Annotated in this window: 10 protein-coding genes; 8 read left to right on the top strand and 2 right to left on the bottom strand. The window is 42.8% G+C overall.

Annotated elements, in window-relative coordinates; all coding sequences use genetic code 11:
- The first annotated feature begins 96 nt into the window (after positions 1 to 96).
- Both BW980_RS20190 and BW980_RS20185 read left to right on the top strand, forming a co-directional pair.
- Complete coding sequence (locus tag BW980_RS20190) at positions 97 to 1,371, top strand: ribonucleotide-diphosphate reductase subunit beta (protein ID WP_076456967.1); 1,275 nt, start codon at positions 97 to 99, stop codon at positions 1,369 to 1,371.
- On the top strand, positions 1,372 to 3,156 hold the full coding sequence (locus tag BW980_RS20185; protein ID WP_076456966.1) for a ribonucleoside-diphosphate reductase subunit alpha: 1,785 nt from the start codon (positions 1,372 to 1,374) through the stop codon (positions 3,154 to 3,156).
- 266 nt (positions 3,157 to 3,422) lie between these two features.
- Here BW980_RS20185 and BW980_RS20180 read toward each other — a convergent pair whose 3' ends face one another.
- Positions 3,423 to 3,731, bottom strand: a complete 309-nt coding sequence (locus BW980_RS20180) for a hypothetical protein (protein WP_139327750.1) — start codon at positions 3,729 to 3,731, stop codon at positions 3,423 to 3,425.
- 432 nt (positions 3,732 to 4,163) lie between these two features.
- Here BW980_RS20180 and BW980_RS20170 point away from each other — a divergent pair, with 432 nt between their 5' ends.
- From BW980_RS20170 to BW980_RS20145, 6 genes are all read left to right on the top strand, one after another.
- Positions 4,164 to 8,339, top strand: coding sequence for a hybrid sensor histidine kinase/response regulator transcription factor (locus BW980_RS20170; RefSeq protein WP_139327749.1), 4,176 nt, complete (start codon positions 4,164 to 4,166; stop codon positions 8,337 to 8,339).
- A 243-nt stretch (positions 8,340 to 8,582) separates the two neighbouring features.
- Positions 8,583 to 11,690, top strand: a complete 3,108-nt coding sequence (locus tag BW980_RS20165; protein ID WP_083690564.1) for a SusC/RagA family TonB-linked outer membrane protein — start codon at positions 8,583 to 8,585, stop codon at positions 11,688 to 11,690.
- Positions 11,691 to 11,707: 17 nt separating this feature from the next.
- Positions 11,708 to 13,171, top strand: coding sequence for a RagB/SusD family nutrient uptake outer membrane protein (locus BW980_RS20160; RefSeq protein WP_076456961.1), 1,464 nt, complete (start codon positions 11,708 to 11,710; stop codon positions 13,169 to 13,171).
- A 189-nt stretch (positions 13,172 to 13,360) separates the two neighbouring features.
- Positions 13,361 to 14,683, top strand: coding sequence for an MGH1-like glycoside hydrolase domain-containing protein (locus BW980_RS20155; RefSeq protein ID WP_083690563.1), 1,323 nt, complete (start codon positions 13,361 to 13,363; stop codon positions 14,681 to 14,683).
- Between the two features lie 28 nt (positions 14,684 to 14,711).
- Positions 14,712 to 16,733: a hypothetical protein gene (locus tag BW980_RS20150; RefSeq protein ID WP_083690562.1), complete on the top strand. Its 2,022-nt coding sequence runs from the start codon at positions 14,712 to 14,714 to the stop codon at positions 16,731 to 16,733.
- A gap of 63 nt (positions 16,734 to 16,796) precedes the next feature.
- Positions 16,797 to 18,530, top strand: coding sequence for a hypothetical protein (locus BW980_RS20145; RefSeq protein WP_076456959.1), 1,734 nt, complete (start codon positions 16,797 to 16,799; stop codon positions 18,528 to 18,530).
- A gap of 138 nt (positions 18,531 to 18,668) precedes the next feature.
- Here the strand turns inward: BW980_RS20145 and BW980_RS20140 are convergent, their stop codons facing one another.
- On the bottom strand, positions 18,669 to 19,883 hold the full coding sequence (locus BW980_RS20140; protein ID WP_076456958.1) for a family 16 glycosylhydrolase: 1,215 nt from the start codon (positions 19,881 to 19,883) through the stop codon (positions 18,669 to 18,671).
- Positions 19,884 to 19,968 lie beyond the last annotated feature (85 nt).

The following is a 19,968-nucleotide window of genomic DNA, read 5'->3' as shown; positions in this document are numbered from 1 at the left end:
ATAAAAGACTGAAAAAACAAATTTCATAACCATGAATCGAGGGAGATATGTTACGACCTTTGTACTTCTTATTTAGAGCATTCTAACATACAAATCATGGAAATCACACATCTTATTAAGCGGGATTTTACCAAAAAACCCTTTCAATTACATAAAATAACGGATGCTGTTCTAAAAGCTATGAGGGCAGTAGACCATGGCGGCCCAGATGATGCGGAGCGAATAGCCAACAATGTTCATGTCTCACTTCTAGAGCGAAAGGCGCTAGATGAGAATTATGTACCTACGGTAGAAGAGGTACAGGATTTTGTGGAAAATAGACTCATGGAAGGCGGGTTTTTCGATGTGGCCAAGGGATATATACTATATCGTAACGAGCAGGCCCAAAAGAGGAAACTCAACATTTTTGAAAAGCGTATTAATCTAAAACCGTACGAATATCCACAGTTGTACGAGTACGTACCCGCTATTCGTCATTCGTATTGGATTCATACCGAATTTAATTTCACCAGTGATATTCAAGATTTCAAGACTAGGCTGACGGAGTCCGAAAGAAGCGCAATTAAGAATACCATGTTGGCCATCTCACAGATCGAAGTGGCGGTAAAGAGTTTTTGGGGCGATATCTATCATAAGATGCCCAAACCTGAAATAGGCTCGGTAGGGTCGACCTTTGCGGAAAGCGAAGTACGTCATGCGGATGCTTATTCACATTTGCTCGAGATTTTGGGACTCAACCCCGAGTTCAAGAATTTAAAGAAAAAGCCGGTCATAATGAAGCGGGTACAGTATTTGGAAACGGCACTTAAGAATGCGAAAAGTGAGGACAATAAAGAATATGCAGAATCGATCTTATTGTTCTCCTTGTTTATCGAGCACGTTTCCCTTTTCTCCCAATTTTTGATAATCATGGCCTTCAACAAACATAAAAACATGTTGAAAGGTATTTCAAATGTGGTAGAGGCAACATCAAAAGAAGAACAGATTCACGGCGACTTCGGTATTGATATCATTAAAATTATCAAGGACGAAAACCCAGATTGGTTCAATGAGGATTATAACAACATGATTCAGCAAATGTGCCGCGAGGCGTTTACGGCTGAAAGCCAAATCGTGGATTGGATCTTTGAAAAGGGCGAACTCGATTTCTTGCCCAAAGATGTGGTCAATGAATTTATCAAGAACCGTTTCAATAATTCATTGACCAGTATCGGAATCGACAGCATATTCGACGTAGACGAAAAACTATTGGCGGAAACCGAATGGTTCGACGATGAGATCATAGGTACCAAACACGGCGATTTCTTCGTGAAGCGCTCGATCAACTATAGCAAAAGAACACAAAGTATAACCAGTGAAGACCTTTTTTAAATGAATGAATTAAACACTACCCAGCAAGACAAAACAACAACTTCTGAGGGCGATCAGCTTATACTCGCTAGAAAGCAAGCCCTTAGAGATCATAAAAAGGAGTCGGACACAGGTTTTGAATGGCTTACCGAACACAGTCGTAACTTTTTGAATTCAGGTTATTTGACCGAAGGAGTAACTCCCGAACAACGTATTCGTGAGATTGCCGATAGAGCGGAGAAATTATTGCAAATGCCTGGGTTTTCCGATAAATTTTACGCGTATATGTCTGAAGGGTTTTTCTCTTTGGCATCTCCCGTATGGTCAAATTTCGGAAAGGAAAGAGGCTTGCCTATTAGCTGTTTCGGATCACATGTTGACGATGATATGGGGAATATTCTTTTTACCCAATCGGAAGTTGGAATGATGTCGAAGCTCGGTGGGGGTACCTCCGGTTATTTTGGTAAGATCAGACATCGTGGTGCCGAGGTTAAGAATAATGGACAGGCTTCTGGTGCCGTACACATTATGCAGCTTTTTGAATCAATGGTCGATGTCGTAAGTCAAGGGTCTATACGTCGTGGTCGCTTTTCTCCATACTTGCCAATCGAACACCCGGATATTATGGAGTTTTTGGAAATTGGTACCGAAGGAAACCCTATTCAAGAACTTACCCACGGGGTAACCGTAACCAATGCCTGGATGCAGGAAATGATCGATGGCGATGTAGAAAAACGTTCTATTTGGGCCAAAGTCTTGCAAAGAAGGGGAGAGATGGGATATCCGTACATATTCTTTAGCGATAACGCCAATAACGGTGCGTCGGATGTTTACCGAGATAAGGACTTACCTATCTATGCCAGTAACCTTTGTACCGAAATCATGTTGCCTTCAAACGACAACTGGTCGTTCGTATGTGTCTTGTCTTCATTGAACGTACTTCATTATGAGAAGTGGAAAGATACCGATGCCGTAGAGACCATGGTGTTTTTCTTGGATGCCGTTATTACGGAATTTATTGAAAAATTGGAAAGGTATCGCGACTCCGATAGCCGTGAAGACCGACAGACCTTTCTCTTTATGGAACGTGCCTACAATTTTGCCAAAGACAACCGTGCCCTTGGTTTAGGTGTCTTAGGATGGCATTCGCTGTTGCAGTCCAAGAGATTGGCCTTCAATAGTCAAGAAGCATATAACTTGAACAGTGAAATATTCAAGAAAATAAAAGAAAAATCGTACCAAGCTTCGGAGGCTTTGGCCGATAAATTTGGTGAACCGGCCATTCTTAAGGGCTATGGTAGAAGAAATGCCACTCTTAATGCCATTGCCCCGACCACTTCTTCGGCTTTTATCTTGGGTCAAGTCTCGCAAGGTATCGAGCCTATCTGGTCGAATATTTACGTCAAGGATATCGCTAAGGTCAAAACGACGATTAAAAACCCTTTCCTATTGGAATTGTTGGAGGAAAAGGGAATGAATACCACCGAAATATGGCGTAGTATTCGTGAGCGGGACGGGTCTGTACAGCACTTGGACTTTTTATCGGAAGAGGAAAAGGATGTGTTTAAAACGTATTCGGAAATAGATCAATTGGATATCATATACCAAGCGGCCAACCGTCAAAACCATATTGACCAAGGACAATCGGTGAATATAATCGTCCATCCCGATATGCCCGTAAAGGAAATCAATAAGATCCACGTTACGGCATGGAAACTTGGGTTAAAATCACTCTACTATCAACATAGTATGAATGCGGCCCAAAAATTCAAGCAGAAAAAAGAATGTGCGAGCTGCGAAGCATAGAACAATAAAATGGGCAGTGCGTTAGTATAGGCCTTTTCGAACCGCCATTGGCAGTTCGTCAATAAAGGCGGGCCAAGATTATCCTTAAGGCGAAGTAGTTCGGTTTTTTTTAAGGGAGTAAGGGCAACATAGCAAACGCAAATGTTTTAAAAAGATAAAGGTCGGCCATCAAAGCCGACCTTTATTGTGTTACATCCCTTAGGTAGCTTGATTATAGCGGCCCGAAAATACCGATTCATCTAAGGAACATTAATGCTTGTTCCGTTTTACAATTGTGAATGGATGAAGTCTACATACTCTTCCATAAGGGTGTCATAGAGCATGTCTAAGCGGTGATGAAAATCCTTGGTCATCGGAAAGAGAAAATCTTTAAATCCGATCTGCAATTGCATTTGCCCGTTGATCTGCCCGTATAAAAAGTCGTAATCATAGCACGCCTCATCCTTCGATTCCAATGGTTGGGCGGCAAAATATAACATTCCCATTTTGTTTTTGCGATAGGAATATCGCACATCAAATGCAATGGAAGGATAGTGTTTTGTGTATTCAATAAGTGGAGAACCGTCTATAGGCATGTATTTTGGTTTTGGCTTGGTTTTATCTTGAGAACTTGGCAGAAAGTACCATAAATCGAGAAAAAGAAATAGAATATTCGTCTAACGTGCCATATCTAAGATGTAAGTCGGTTCTTGGTGAAATGGATCTACATGTAGGGAAAGTAGACAGTTCTTGGAAGAAAAATGAGGACGGAAAATCAGGTGGATCGGGCCAATAAAAAAACTAATGGATCTTTACGGAAGAATTCCTTCCAGAACCTTCATGGTTAATTATAATTTTATGAATTTAGCCATATACTAAAAAGGGGAAGTCCGCGCCATGACTAAAGCTGGTAGTAACCCCAATATTAACGCATTTTTAAACCGTTTTCCCTGTCTTACTTTAATTTATTTTCCTCTCTGTCAAAATCAATACGCATCAAAAACCTGCTATATACAAGCCTGTTGGCCTTGTCGACTATAGCTTCTTGCTTGGCACAGGGTTTTGATTATAAGATCAGTGTACTCAACAATGAACTCAGCATCACGGACAATGTGGCCTCTTCTTTTTACAAGGATAAAAAAGGATTTTTGTGGATCGGCAAAATGGATGGCCTGTATCAATATAACGGCTATGATTATGAGGTCTTCCCGAATACTTTTAATGGTAAAACAGGACTGAGCAACCCTTGGGTAACAACCCTTAACGGAATACATGACTATTTGGTGGTAGGCACCAAAAATGGGCTAAATCTCTTTAATAAGACCAATCGCAGCTTTGCCTACATTTTTCCGTCGGAAAGCAATCCGAAACGAAGTAGTTATATAACGAGTGTAGATATTGGTTTCAATAAAAAGGGAATGTATGTGGGCACGACAAACGGACTCTTTTGGGTTCTTCTTGACCCCAGTGGTTCTTACGCGATTCAAGAAATCGATTTTAAGGGATATAGCACTACGGCCGACGACCATCCCGAAGTACACCAAATCATTGCCATATCGGAAGGGGCAATACTGCGTACTTCAAAAGGGCTTTTCCTTTTAAGGATAAACTCCCATGTGGCCGAACCTATGTATGTAGGCCTTGACAAGGGGAAAGGCTCCCTTGAAAACTTAGAGACCTTGCATCTTACCAATTCTGGGGAGTTGCTGATCTTTTCAGGGGGGGAGACCTATTTTTCCGATTTGAAGGTTAGCGCGGAAGACGATCGACTATCGATTAAGGCCCAGGCCATTTACGATAAGTACGAAAATTGGCCACGCCCGGTTCAGGTCAACAATTTTTTGGAAGACATAAAGGGAAATATTTGGATAGGTACCGAGGGAGAAGGCTTGTTCGTGTACAATAAACAAAATGCAAATTGGAGAAATTACCGGCATAAGATCAATCGGGCCAATGTATTGAAAAACGATTATATCAGAACACTCTATGAAGATCCTTCAGGAATGATCGTAGTCGGTACCGATGCCGGCGTTAATACCGTGATTACCTTGGACGGTAGGTTTCGCACGATCAATAAAATCGATAAGGAAGGACAGGCAGGGGCCGATATTGTCAATGTTCACGGAATTCTTGAAGATGCCGACCATAATTTATGGCTAGGAACCCGGGGAAAGGGGCTTTTTGTACTGAATTCGGAAGACCAAATACAGGTTGACTCCGATACGAATGGTGCATTGGGACATGTGAGGTCAATAATTCAGGATAGGAAGGGAGCCATATGGATCGGTACACAAGGTGGAATCTTTATCGTAGATAAGTTCGTAGGGGGCGAGCAAGATCTAAAAGCACATTTTTACCATAACAAGGCGAGTCTTCTGCCCGGTAAGCGTGTTTACTCCATTTTAGAGGATAAAGATGGGAACAAATGGATCAGTACGGCAAGCGGATTATACGTATATGATGTAGCAGGAAAGCTCAGACAGATTACCAATACCTCCATCGGAACTTCCCTAGACAATAAAATTATCTATTCCTTATTGCTAGACAGTAATGGAAGCATCTGGTTCGGGACACTGAACGGAAGGGTGGCCTATTTGGAGTATAAAGACTATAGTATTCAAATTTCAAAATACGGCAATTTGGGCAAGCCGTTGAATTTTAAGATTATCAGGATAGACAAGGCCTATAAGAAATACTTTGAGAACTATGAATCCTATAATCTATGCGAGGTTGCCGACAATAAAATTATGGTGGGGACCAATTTTGGAATTTGTGAAATCGATTTTTCAAAAAAGGAAATAAAACCCTTCTTCCCATTGAACAGTTCGTCAGATGTGTTGAACCTAGGTAGGGGTTATGTATATGGTTTATTGTACGATAAAGCCAAGAATACCCTTTGGGCGAGTTCCAATAACGGAATATTTACCTATAATTTCGATACTTCCAAACTGGAACGTTATGGTGTAAAAGATGGTCTGCAATCTTTAGAATTCAATGGCAACTCGGTATATGCGGGCAAGTCGGGGAACTTCTATTTCGGTGGGGCAAATGGCTTGAATAGTTACGATTCTTCGATCGATATCAGTAAAAACGACTATAGGCCGAACCTTGTTTTGACCCGTTTGATCGTCAATGGTAAACCGATCAAGGTAAATGATGGAAGTGAAATACTGTCCGAAGAAATATCCTATGCCAAGGGCATTCGACTGGGAGCGAAACAAAATACGGTAGGACTCGAATTTGCGGCCTTGCATTTGCCGTATTCCAGTAATAACACCTATAAGTGTAAATTGATCGGGGTCGATAACGACTGGCGTTTTTTAGGTAACGAAAGGTCCATTAACTATGCGAATCTTCCCCAGGGCGATTATAGGTTTCATCTTTTGGGTACCAATAATGATGGGGTTTGGAATACCGAGGAACTTGTTTTTGAAATACAGGTACTACCGGCCTGGTATGCCACATGGTGGATGAAACTCTTTTGGTACTTGCTTGCCGCCGGGATCGTTATGGCTTTCGTATTTGTCCTAGTGAAGAACAGAGACAGTAGGAACGAAGTGAAAATACAGGAAATTGAACGGAAAAAACTTTCGGAAATATACGAATCAAAGCTAATATTCTTTACCAATATTTCCCATGAACTTCGAACGCCCCTATCGCTGATATCCGACCCTATTCAAAGTTTGATCCAACAAAAAAGGGCTAGCCAAGACAGTGAATTGCTAGGTATTGTGAGAACCAATGTGGAACGGTTGCGAAGGTTGGTCGACCAAATCATGGATTTTAGAAAATACGAATACGGGAAATTGGAATTGGATATAAGTGAAGGGGATATCGTCGAGAGTGTTCGGGTCATTAGCCATTCGTTTCTACATGTTTCTAAGATAAAGAATGTTAAGTATAAGGTGAAACTGCCAAAAGAGCCCTTGTTGATGTTCTACGATCACGATAAGGTAGAGAAGATTTTGTACAACTTATTGTCAAATGCGTTCAAGGCCGTACAACATGGGGGGCAGGTAAAGGTGTCCATAGGGGCTTTAAGTACTAAGAAGAAAAGGTTTGGAGGGAAAAAGTATAAGCTCATCTGTGGTGAAAAGGATTACCCCGATCCCGATAACCATATTTTTTTGAAGGTAGACGACAATGGGGTAGGGATTTCGGAAGAACACGTACGTGATGTTTTTGATCGCTTTTATCAAGATGACACAACAAATTCGGGAACGGGAATAGGCCTGTATATGGTCAAACAGCTGTCGGAAATGCACTTTGGCTCTGTCTTGTTGAAATCAAAAAAGAATAAGGGGGCGTCTTTTGTGGTACTCCTGCCCAAGAACAAAGATTTGTACAAAGTATCGAACAAGGTATTGCCCTCGATCGTTCCCCCTACGTCCGGCGCCGATATATTTCAGGCGCCCGTTCAGGAAGAGGCGTTGGCCGTTGGCGAGCTTAAAGACTATAGTGTGGCCATTGTTGAAGATAACGACGAACTCCGTATGTACTTAAAACGGATCCTACAGCATAATTTTAACGTATATACGGCCATCAATGGCGTGGAGGGAGTCGATTTGATCAGGGAAATAACCCCGGATGTGGTGGTTAGTGATATCTTGATGCCCGAGATGAACGGACTTGATCTGTGCAAAAAGATAAAAGGTGATTTCGAAACGAGCCATATCCCAATAATTATGCTTACCGCCCGGGCCTTCGATCAGCAAATAGTAGAAGGTATAAACTCAGGGGCTGATGCCTATTTGACCAAACCGTTTAACAAGGATATCTTGATCGCCAAGATCAACAACCTGATCAAAAGCCGAGAAAAGCTTCGTTTGATGTTTCAAAATGCCAAAATCTTAGAGCCGTCGGAAGTGACCGTGACGTCAATAGATGAAAAGCTTTTGTGGAAATTGAAGCAAACGATCGAAGAGAATATACAAGATCAAAACCTGACCTTGGAAAAACTGGCTACGGAGGTCGGTGTCAGTCGGGCCCAATTGTTTAGGAAGGTGAAGGCTTTGACCGGACTTACCCCTAATAATTTTATTAAATCAATTCGCCTAAAGTATGCGGTTCTGCTTCTTGAGGAAGGAAAATTCCAGATCTCGGAAATAGCCTTTCTTTCCGGTTTCAAAGAGGCCAGTTATTTTTCCAGATGCTTCAAAGAGGCCTACGGATGTAGCCCCAAAGAGTACAAAAAAGGCAAATAATACCTTCCCTCTAAAATCCCTTTTCCATTCTTGTAAAATCATGGTATACCGTGTTCGACCTTTCGAATGCCCTTGTTTTATGGGGGTCTGATACTATTTTACAAGTATTTGATACGTAGGTATAAGTTTTAAGGCCGGTCATTCCGATAATTTTACCGGAAGCAAATCGATTCTTTTGGGAAGGTGTTTGCGAAGCCCGTTCAAACGGGTTTTTGAACCTAGCTAACTTAAAATTTTAAATCTATGATGAAACAAATTAGGGGCATGTTCCCTAAAGCCAAGGTTGTCGGCTTTTTAATCTGCTGTGTTGCTTTTGCGTATAACGCGAATGCAAACTACAAATCGCCATTCCCTACGGATGCGAAAGACAAAGAAATAACGGGTAACGTTGTAGATGACCAGGGTATACCTTTACCTGGAGCGTCAATCGTGATCAAAGGTACCATGAAGGGTACCTCTGCCGATTTTGACGGAAATTTTACACTTCAAGTACCTGAGGGAGATGCGGTATTGGTAATATCATACTTAGGGTATAAGACCCAAGAGGTCAGTGTAGGTACATCATCGCATATTATGGTGCAAATGGAGCCTGAGGCCAATTCTCTTGAAGGGGTAATGGTCGTTGGGTACGGAAAGCAAAAGGTTAAAGATCTTACCGGAAGTGTCGGTTTTGTCAATGAAAGTGTTTTAAAGGAAAGTTCGGTTCCTACGGTTTCACAAGCGCTTCAGGGTAAAGTTGCCGGGGTGCAGATTACCGCCGATTCCGGTGAGCCGGGAGGAGGCATTGCCGTTAGGATTAGGGGTACGGGTACATTTGGTAACAACGACCCCTTATACGTTATTGACGGATTCCCAACTAAATCGGGAATCAGTTCGGTAAACCCATCGGATATCGCTTCGATTTCCATACTTAAGGATGCCGCGGCATCGGCCATTTACGGCGCACGGGCGGCCAATGGGGTAATCATAATTACGACCAAGAAAGGGAAGGCCGGTGTATCTAAGATCAATATTGAGAGCTATTACGGTTTTCAACAAGCGGCCAACCAGATCGATGTATTGAATTCACACGATTATGTGATGATCACTAAAGAGGCGTACAGAAACTCAGGCCTACCTGACGATGAGTTTTGGGGAGACCCCAGTGAGTACGGACCGGGTACGGCCAATCCAACCGATACCAATTGGCAAGATGAGGTATTCAGAAATGCGCCTATCCAAAACCACCAGTTTACCTTTTCGGGAGGATCTGAAAAATCAGACTACCTATTTTCATTAGGGTATTACGGCCTAGAGGGTATTGTTGTGGGAAGTGGATTTGAAAGAATCTCGGCCCGTATCAATGGTAGTACCAAGTTTTCCGATAAGTTCAAGGTGGGCACCAATCTGTCCTTGACTACCAATACACAAGACGTAGTGCCCGATGACCATTCTTGGACGAGTGTTCTTTTTGGCGCATTACGGGAAAGACCTATGGTGCCCGTAAAGGATGCCAATGGCGATTGGGGAGGAAACATCGGTCCTGCGGAATATGTTGGTGATGGTGGTAACCCATTGCGTTTGGCCTTGTTGAACTACGATAGCAGAAAAAGCTATAGGGTGCTCGGAAATTCGTATTTAGAGTATAAGCCTTTTAAAGATTTTACTTTTAAAAGTTCCTTTGGATATGATTTTCTATACTCTAAAGGAAAGGATTTCGACCCTACATATACCGAGGGTAGTTCACAAGCCATCCAAAACCAACTCTCCGAAACCTCTTCGATCTATACCACTTGGGTATGGGAGAATACGCTGAACTATACATTCGATTTGGGAGAAGACCACCATTTTGATGTTTTGGCGGGTATTACTAAGGAAGAAAATAGGTATGAAACCTTAAATGCCAGTAGAAAAGACTTTCCCAATAACCAAAAATACATCTGGTACCTAGATGCAGGAACTGGAACAAGGGACAACAGTGGCGGAACTTCGGAATATGCCCTAATGTCTTATTTGGGTAGACTTAATTATAATTTTAAAAACCGATATCTTTTTCAAGCCAATGTAAGGCGAGATGGCTCTTCCCGATTTGGTGAGTCTAACCGCTTCGGTACTTTTCCTTCCGTATCTGCCGGATGGATCATGAGTGAAGAAGGTTTCTACGATAATACAAAGACGTTCAACTACGTAAAGCTACGTGCCAGTTACGGTAAATTGGGGAACCAAGATATTTATAGCAACTACCCGTGGGCCAATAACCTAGATTTGGTGTACTACCCTTTTGGTACCTCACAGGCAACCGTGCCGGGTTATGCGCCTAATGCCGCATCCAATCCCGATGTTACCTGGGAGACTACGATTCAGAGCAACTTCGGACTTGACCTAAAATTGTTCGATAGTAGTGTTTCATTGACGGCCGATTATTTTATCAAGGATACCGAAGACATGTTGTTGACCTTGCCGGCACCGGCTACCTCGGGTTACTCAACAACGGCCTATACCAATGTTGGTAAGATCAGGAACAGCGGTATTGAATTGGCCCTAGATTATCAATCGCCTTCCGATAAAGCATTTACGTACAATATCGGTGGTAACTTTACAAAGATCAGGAACGAAGTAAAAGACCTGGGAAGTGTCGATTATATTTGGAGCGATCAAGCGTATTTGGGGGAACGCTGGACCCGTACCGAAGTGGGCAAGCCTATTAGTCAATTTTTCGGATATGTAGCGGACGGACTTTTTCAAAACGATTCCGATGTTGCCGCGCATGGCATGCAACCCGATGCCAAACCAGGTGATATTCGCTTTGTAGATGTAAACGAAGATGGTGTTCTTGACGATAAAGACCGTACCTATATCGGTGATCCCAATCCCGATTTTACTTTCTCGGCATATGCACAGACCAATTACAAAAATGTAGACTTTAGCGTACGTCTTTACGGTTCTTACGGGAATGATATTTACAACGGTATGATTCGTCAGATAGAGACGGCCTCGGAACCTTATAACAAGTGGAGCAATATCTTGAACCGATGGACGGGTGAAGGAACTTCCAATTCTGTACCAAGGGTGACCCGTGACGATGTAAACCAAAATACAAGAAGTTCTTCTCGTATGATCGAAGATGGTTCTTTTATAAGAATCAAAAACGTACAGTTGGGCTATTCTTTGCCGAAAAGTGTTTTGGAAAAATTGAAAGTAGACCGCCTGCGCTTTTATGTCAGTGCCGAGAACCTACATACGTTCACCTCATACCGTGGCTATGACCCAGAGATGTACCAGACCAAGGGGTCTAGAACAGACCTTGGTGTCGATAGGGCCAAATACCCTGTTGCGAGTTCTTTGGTACTGGGCGTAAACTTATCCTTATAATTCAAATAAACGAAACCATGAAGAAATACATATATATCACTTTACTGGCTTTAGGCACATACGCTTGTGACGATTCTTTTTTAGATAAGGAACCCTTGGGTTCGCTGAGCGTAGGTACTTTTTATACCAATGAAGAAGAGGCCACACAGGCCGTTAATGCCATTTACGACGGAATTCAGAGCTATACCCTCTATGGAGCCATGTCTATTGTAGAAGATGTACAATCGGACGATGCGGAAAAAGGAGGGGGGGGACCTTCGGATCAACCGGGTATGGATCAAGTGCAAAAGTTTATTGCATCGGCCGATAACCACATTTTCGTAGACAAATGGAAGGCTTATTTTGTACCTGTATTCAGGGCCAACCTGGCGATTCAAAAAATTCAGGAAATGACCGAAGAGAGCATTGATGCCGATGTTAAAAAAACATTGGTAGCCGAAGCCAAGTTTCTTAGGGCCTTGTGTTATTTTGATTTAGTGATTCGCTACGGCGATTTACCCATTGTCACCGAACCGAACAGTCCTGAAGATTATGAAATTTCAAGAAGTCCGGAAACCGAGGTTTGGGCATTCATCGAAGGCGATCTTACAGCGGCCATGGAAGGGCTGAAAACACCTGATGGTCTGTCTGATAACGATTTGGGTAGGGCTACCGTAGGAGCGGCGAAGGCCTTGTTGGCCAAGTCTTATATCTTCCAGAAAAAGTGGAAGGAAGCAGACCCCTTGCTTACAAGTGTGATCAACGATTATGGCTATGATCTTTCCGATGATTTTTCCGCCATTTTCGGCATCGGAAACGAAACCAACAAAGAAGTGATTTTTCAAGTAAACTTCCAGACAGGTGGAGCCAGTGACCGTGAAGGATATAACCGTAACGGATGGATGTCTCCTAGGTCTTCCGACATTGATTGGGGTGGAATCGGTTTTATGTTGCCGACCCAAGATTTGGTAGACGAATTTGAACCGGGCGATATCCGATTGGAAGCTTCCGTTCTAAAAGATGGCGATTTGTTTAGTGGGGATGTCTATAAAGGAGAATGGTCACCTACGGGTTACAACTGTAGAAAAGGCTTGGTTGCCTTTGACGATTACACGGCGGGAACCCCATATTTTGTCGATAACAATTACGTAGTCATACGTCTAGGGGATATACTTCTCTTAAAAGCGGAAACCTTGAACGAACTCGATCGTACGGGTGAGGCCGTCAATTTTATCAATCCTATTCGAAAACGGGCCAATGTACCGTTGATTGATGCGGGTATTGCTAAAGAGCAAATGCGCGAGGCTATTTACCACGAAAGAAGGGTAGAATTGTGTTTTGAGCAAAAACGATATTTTGACCTGGTTCGTTGGGGCACGGCTGCAGAAGTAATGACCGACAAAGGCTACGCTTTTATAGCGGGCAAGAACGAATTGTGGCCGATACCTCAAAGTGAGATCGATATCAACCCGAATTTGGCACCCAATAACCCGAACTGGTAGTTTGGCAATAGATAGAATTGAGTTAGTTGTGAGTTGAACGAGAACGCTTTTGCTGGTCCGTGGGGCTACCGTTAAGGAAATGCACCGTGGACTGGGGCGTTCTTTTCAATTGAATCGATAACAAAGGGAAGAGACCTGTTACATAAAAATATGCCCAGTTATGAAAGGGGCGAATAAATCATTAGATAGATGAAAAAAGCATTTCTACTTTGTATGACCATAGGGATGATGGCGGGTTGTAAGCAAAACAAATCACCCAATAATGAAGCTATGGTAAATACGGAACTAGTAGATGATTTTTCGAATGACGAAAAACTAAAGGAGCTATATGCGCAATTGAGCAAGAGTTTTGTTGGGCAGTCTAAGAAAGTCATCCAACCGGGCGAGGGCTATTTGGAATATCCATATCTCATCCCTTCCGGATTCTATAAACAAATGTGGGATTGGGACGGTTTTTTTATGGGCAACTATTTTGTCAGTAAGGGAAAACCTGAGTATTTAAAATATTGGGCGCTCAACCTTATCAAGGGAATCGATAAGGAAGGCTATGTTTCCGGTTGTGCGACTACCAAGGGGCCCCGACCTATTTTTGGGAAATTTGCAATGAAGCCGTTCTTGTCCCAAGGAGTGTACTTGTCGTCAAAAGGGTTAAACGATTTTTCTTGGGCCCAACCTTATTACGGGCAGTTGAAAAAAGTATTGGAGTACCGCGAACGTACCCAGCAAGATGAAAAAACAGGACTGTTTTATTGGGATATCGCCATGCAAAGTGGAGCGGATAATAATCCGGCCATGAATTATTTTCAAGAAGACAAGCGTTCTTTTTTGGCCCCCGATGCCAGTACCCTGCAATATAAAGAATACCTTGCCCAAGCAGGCATTGCAAAAGTGCTCGGCAAAGAAAATGACGCCAAGGTGTACGCAGAAAAAGCAGAGGCCCTGAAGAAAGCTATCAATACCCATTTATGGTCGAAGGAAGATCAAATGTATTATACGGTCGATCGTGAAACCGGACATTTTTACAAAAGGGTGAGTTACTCTTCCTTTGTACCCCTTATGGCGGGCATAGCCCCCCAAGAAGAGGGAAGGGCCATGATTCAAAATCACTTGTTGGATCCAAAGCAAATGAAGGCAGAGTACGGCTTTAGGTCACTTTCGGCAGAAGATCCCGATTACAATAACAAAAATATAATTGTACCTTTTTCCAATTGGCAAGGGCCTGTTTGGCCGATTGCCAACTATATCTATTCAATCGGACTGAAGAAATACGGTTTTGAAAATGAAGTGGCCTGGTTGGGGGAAGCCTTGGGTACCTTGTTGCTGAAGGATATTGAAAAACACGATACAATGCACGAAAACTATAGTGCGGAAACCGGTGAGCCATTGGCACCCAGTGATGACCATGTAGATGAAAACGGAAATATAGTCGGCTTTGTAAGCTGGAACCTCTGTACCGAAAATATACTTGATGGCGTAGTCAATGACAATTGGATGTTACTTGATATCGATTAAAGGGAAATTGAATAAAACACAGATCGCAATGGGAATAAAAAAGCTAATGATTATGGTGGGCCTTTTGGTATCGCAAGGGCAAATGGCGCAGGAGCGGCAACACTGGACAATTGAAAAAACCGATGAAATACGGCTAGACGTTACCCAGAGCTATAACCATCCGTACGAAGACAATATAGAAATGTCGGGAAAAAGGGTTTCGGGTATTATCGGCTATTCCATTAACGAAAAAAGGGAGGTATCCATTTCCCGGGAAATTTTCTTCCCACAGTTACGCACCCTGCTAAAGACCAACGATGCCGACTGGAAGGCCTACCGCGCCTACCTGAAAGGGGTCTACACCGATAATATCCTACCCTCTATCGCTATGGGGAATAGGATCTATGTGCCCGGACCCGTAAAAGAGGTAAGGATCAATGGCATGTTGAAAATCGTACACGAGGCGGTAAATGGCGTTAGCCTTATCCGTACTTTCTTTCCCTCCATGGGACAACGATTGTTTGTGGAACAATGGACAATGACCAACACCGGTAGCACTCCGGTCGTGTTACATGGCGGGCAGAAGGAAGTCAAGGAAACCCTTGATGGGGCAAAAGGGGTATATACGATTCATGTCGCGTCGAACATCGAGAAGGAAACCACCTTGGCACCGGCTAAGTCGTATACCTTTTCCATTGGTATTTCGGCCACCATGAACAATGAACCCAAAGTCGAGATTTCCGGAAATGAATACTATAATGAACGTTTGGCTTTTTTAGACCAAATGAAAAATTCATTGGAACTACAAACGCCCGACCCAACATTGAACACCTTATTCGGGTTTTCTAAGATAAGGGCCTCCGAAAGTATTTTTGAATCTAAACTCGGGTTGATCCATTCTCCGGGGGGAGGGCGCTACTATGTAGGTTTTTGGGCGAATGACCAAGCTGAATATGTAGGCCCCTTTTTTCCATACTTGGGCTATGATACGGGTAATGACGCTTCATTGAACGTGTATCGCCTATTTGCAAAAGAAATCAACGACGCGTATAACAACTTACCGTATTCCTTTGAAATGGAGGGAGACGCTCCCAAAAGCACCTTAGATCGTGGCGATGCGGCCATGATAGCTTATGGCGCCGCGCAATTTGCCTTGAGTACGGGCGATAAAGAAATAGGCAAAGAACTTTGGCCATTGATAAAATGGTGTTTAGAATACAATAGAAGACAGTTGAACAGTGCAGGGGTAGTGGCATCCGAATCGGATGAAATGGAAGGAAGGATAGCCACGGGAACGGCCAATTTGTCAACTTCGAGCCTGTATTACGGAGCCTTGGGCTTAGCGGTAAGTCTCGGAAATTCCCTGAACGAGAGTAGTAGTACAACGCGTGCATACACAAAACAGGCCAAGGCACTCAAGAAGAATATCGAAAGCTATTTTGGGGCTACCATCGAAGGATTGGAAACCTATCGATATTATGATGGACATACGAAACTGAGACATTGGATATGTTTACCCTTGGTTACGGGCATATATGACCGAAAGGAAGGAACGATCCAGGCCCTGTTTGATAAACTATGGTCGGAAAACGGGGTACATGTCGAAAAGAACGACGAGAACAAGGCTATATCTGAAATATTTTGGGACAGGGGCACCCTATATGCCCTTAGGGGAACTTTTTTGGCAGGGGCCAATGCCCAATCGTTGGAGAAATTAGAGGAGTTTTCAAACAAGCGGTTGTTGGGGAATCGGGTGCCTTATGTGGTAGAGGCCTATCCTGAAGGGAACATGGCCCAATTATCTGCAGAAAGCGGTCTCTATTGTCGGGTGTTTACCGAGGGTATTTTCGGGATTGTCCCTACCGGGCTAAAGAGCTTTAAATGTACGCCCCGATTACCTGCGGAATGGGATCATATGGCCTTAAAGAAAGTAAAGGCCTTTGGTGAAGATTTTGATATTTCCGTAAAAAGGCAAGGAAGGCTCTTGAAGGTCTCAGTGCTTAAAACTAACGGAACGGTAATACTGAACAAAACGATTAAGGACGGAAAATCGGTTCAGGTGTTCTTTTAAGGCGGTTATGTAGGCCCGGTCAAGGAAAATCGTAGATGAGGTTTGTAACTAAATAAAAACACCATGTTGAAAGTGAAGGCTTTGGCCACTTTGATCGTTTTGTCAATGCTCGGTACATCTTTACAGGGCCAGAAAGATGCGGACAAGCGTTCTGGGCTCGATTTGGCCATTGGGTTTAGATTGGGACTCCTTATGGATCCCCAATTGGAGGCAAGCCTTGAAATGACCCGGCAAAAAATTCTTCAATACGGGGTAAGGGAAGTCCGTATTTACGGAGGAGGAAATGCCATAGCCTATAAATATCTCAACATAGAAGGGTTTTCAAAAATCGAACAAGGGGGAAGCCTAGAAGAAAAAGCCAAATATGAAAGGCAGCTGCAATGGTTCAAAGATCATGGTATCAGAATTACCTTGAGTGGGGGAGAGCCCAGTTTGCCCGCAACGGATTATTACAGCGACGATAAGAACAGTTTTTTTAACCTCTATCCAGAAGCGAGGTATCTTGAAAACGGTCTATTGTGGAAATTTTATGAGGAAAGGACCTATGCTCTTTTTAAAACATTTCCGCAGGTAGATGCCACGGATTATTTTTTATGGGAAACCCCAATATTGGATGACCTAAATTATTTTCCGGGAATCAAATGGCAAAAGCCACTTACTTGGCATAAAGGGGAAAACCAATACTATTCGCAAGCGGATTATTTGACCGAGTTTATGGCCGCCGTGATACGGGGCGCTAATCGTGCGAAAAAGGATTTTTCCATTTTGACTTTCAGCCATTATCCCTACCAAGAAAAATTATTGTTAGAGTCGTTGAAAGAACTTGAACGGAGAAATGAGTCCTTTTTGATGGTGCATAAGTCCCAGTCGGGTGATTGGGACCCGTATAAGGGGCCGAATCGTATAATGATGGAAACAAATACCAGGGCCTCTCTATTGTTTGATGGTGTAGGGGAATATTGGGGGAGGTCTTTTATTCCTTATTGTTTTCCGGAGGAGATACAGGTCAGGGTTCAGCATGCCTTAAACCACAACAGGGCCATACGTACTTTGGCCATGCGTACCTATTGGGAAAAGGACCAGACCCTGTTCGAAAATTACAATGAAGTAAATCTATATGCCCTGTCACGCTTTGCGAAAGACCCCTATGTAGATGTACGGAAAGTGTGGGATGATTGGGCGATGGATAAATTTGGAAAGGAGGCGGCACCAACTATGGTCAGGGCTTTAAAGCGGACCGATGATATCGCTAACTCAGTGTATTACTTTAAGGGAGTTTGGGTGCAGGAACACAGTAAGATGGCTTCACTCGATTATATGACGGCCCAAGTGCTTCATACCGGGAAATCAATGATCAAATGGAATCCCGATGATATAAAGAACAATGCTCTGATCGAGGCATTCGTCTATCACCCTACCGAAGAAATTATAAAAATGGCACTGAACGAACGTGAAGAGGCCTTGGCCTTATGCCGTGAATCGATTTCAGATATAGAGTCGGTAAAAAAAATCCTCTCAAAAAAAGAGTATCAAAAGGTAAAGGGACAATTTTTGCTTATGGAAGACTTTGTAAAACTTAGTATGCCCCATATAGAAGCCTACCTGAGATATATCATCAACCGAGATCGCCCGACAAGGCAAAACCGCAATGCATTGTCCCAAAGTCTCCGAAAGTTAGAGGACCTAGCGGTGCAAATGGATAAAAAATATGGAGCGACCAACTATTTGATCTCTAGTGATGCCATCCTAAAATTCGTTGCGGATATCGAAGAACGCATCGAACCCGTACATAACTAATATGACATATAAAAGGAAGGCAGGCCTTTGTTTAGGGTAGAAGCCGGAACAATCATTTCCGTCCATTATTTTATAAACGGGCAAAGGGGAACCCGAACCCCTTTGCCCGTTCGTAATTTTGTAAAAATTAAATTTCAATTATTCCACAAGTATCTTTTTTGAAACCTCTCCATCAGGTCCACTAATTTTAACGATATACACACCGCTCTTAAATTTAGGTTTTGATTCTTGGAATTGAACCGAAGTTTGATTGACAACATTTTTTCTTAAAAATGTTCTTCCGTTTAAACCTGTGATATGTACTTCGCCGCTGAAGGGTTTGCCGAAATCGATTGTCAACGGACCGTTCTTATAGGGATTTGGATAGATATGTATGCCTTTTTCCAGTGTAGGCTTAGTAGCGATTTGATTGAGTTGGGAAGCTCCGGTGTTTGATTTTTCCCATACCCTAACGTAATCGACATACATCGATGTGGGCATATCCCTTAATTTTTCCCTTGCCTTGGGGTCGGTTTCTGGATTTACGGCATTGTTTTTATTATTGAAAAATTTTACAAAAGGTTTTCTGAGTCCCAACGAAAGGGTAACATTCATGGGGCGATGCCAATATTTATTTGGTTTTCGGGCAACCTCGACACCATCAACATACCATATGATTTCGTTCTTGTTGACTTCGCAACCATAGATATGAAAGTCTTTACTTGGATCCCATGGAGCTCTCCATTTGTTCAATTGTTCTTGAGGATACATTTTAGGCCTTCTCCAAACTCCCTGTCCATTTTTTTTAACAACGGTGTGTAGATTTAAGTCCATGTCGCGAATATCGTCCTGATGGCCTTCATACCAATCGAATTGCTGAAGTTCAACTACATCGATTTCACTATATACCGTTTCCCCATTGGCTACGGAGTAGTCGAAATCACTGTAAAGCCAGAAAGAAGGGCATACGCCTTCCCCTATATCGGCACCCTGAATTTTTGCCTCAAAGTATCCATACGTAAATTTGTTGTATGACTTAAGTATCCCAGAGGTAAAATAGGTACCTCCGTTGGGAGTGTTGTTTTCATTCTGTCTCATGGTCAGTTTGGCGACCCCGTTGGCTATTTTTACGTTTTTTTGATTGTTCCATTTCCACGCCGTAGTATTCGGGAGGTTGCCTGTCTTGATCCATTTTGCCCAGTCGGGATCTGCTTTTTTGAATTCGTCAGAAGCACTCCATTTGATTGTCCATTGATCGTTCGGATTTGAAGTTTTCGTAGGTTGTTGCCCGTACACAAGGCCCAAATAAAAAAGGTAGAAAAGACATGAAAGTGCAGTTCTACGAATTTTGCTGTTAAACTTTAGATTTGTCATTATAATTTTTGTTTTTGTTAGTCGGCTAAAGTATGGGCTATGACCTGTTGGGAGTATTCCTATCTTACCATATTATAATAGTATC

The organism is Zobellia uliginosa (assembly GCF_900156625.1).
Lineage (GTDB): Bacteria > Bacteroidota > Bacteroidia > Flavobacteriales > Flavobacteriaceae > Zobellia > Zobellia uliginosa.
This window is presented reverse-complemented; position numbering and strand designations above follow the sequence as displayed.

What these genes read in the sequence shown, in the direction of transcription:
- BW980_RS20160 (WP_076456961.1), top strand. Translation starts at nt 11,708, where the DNA reads ATGAAGAAATACATATATATCACTTTACTGGCTTTAGGCACATACGCT.
- BW980_RS20180 (WP_139327750.1), bottom strand. Translation starts at nt 3,731, where the DNA reads ATGCCTATAGACGGTTCTCCACTTATTGAATACACAAAACACTATCCT.
- BW980_RS20155 (WP_083690563.1), top strand. Translation starts at nt 13,361, where the DNA reads ATGAAAAAAGCATTTCTACTTTGTATGACCATAGGGATGATGGCGGGT.
- BW980_RS20140 (WP_076456958.1), bottom strand. Translation starts at nt 19,883, where the DNA reads ATGACAAATCTAAAGTTTAACAGCAAAATTCGTAGAACTGCACTTTCA.
- BW980_RS20185 (WP_076456966.1), top strand. Translation starts at nt 1,372, where the DNA reads ATGAATGAATTAAACACTACCCAGCAAGACAAAACAACAACTTCTGAG.
- BW980_RS20145 (WP_076456959.1), top strand. Translation starts at nt 16,797, where the DNA reads ATGTTGAAAGTGAAGGCTTTGGCCACTTTGATCGTTTTGTCAATGCTC.
- BW980_RS20165 (WP_083690564.1), top strand. Translation starts at nt 8,583, where the DNA reads ATGATGAAACAAATTAGGGGCATGTTCCCTAAAGCCAAGGTTGTCGGC.
- BW980_RS20150 (WP_083690562.1), top strand. Translation starts at nt 14,712, where the DNA reads ATGGGAATAAAAAAGCTAATGATTATGGTGGGCCTTTTGGTATCGCAA.
- BW980_RS20190 (WP_076456967.1), top strand. Translation starts at nt 97, where the DNA reads ATGGAAATCACACATCTTATTAAGCGGGATTTTACCAAAAAACCCTTT.